Source organism: Photorhabdus viridis, from assembly GCF_040256935.1.
Classification (GTDB): Bacteria; Pseudomonadota; Gammaproteobacteria; order Enterobacterales; family Enterobacteriaceae; genus Photorhabdus; species Photorhabdus viridis.
Window position 1 is genome coordinate 1 of record NZ_JBEJZY010000591.1, and the last position, 223, is coordinate 223.

A 223-nucleotide genomic window follows, 5' to 3' on the forward strand; every position below is an offset into this window, starting at 1 on the left:
CGTTTCACGATCGATACCCATGTCCATCATCGCCCACGCGACTTTCAGAATTCCCCGTTTTTCGCCTTCCTGCAATCCTTCCTGACGTCCTTCCTGACGTCCTTCCTGACGCCCTTCCTGACGCCCTTCCTGACGCCCTTCCTGACGTGCTTTATGTTCCAATCTTTGCGCTATTGTCATCAGTACCTCCTCATACTTCGGGGACTGTTCTGCCAGTCGCCGG

General features: G+C 54.7%; 1 pseudogene. It reads right to left on the bottom strand.

Annotation, left to right across the window (positions count from 1 at the left end):
* Positions 1 to 223 (bottom strand): annotated as a pseudogene (locus ABR397_RS24685) (ISNCY family transposase); the annotation flags it as partial.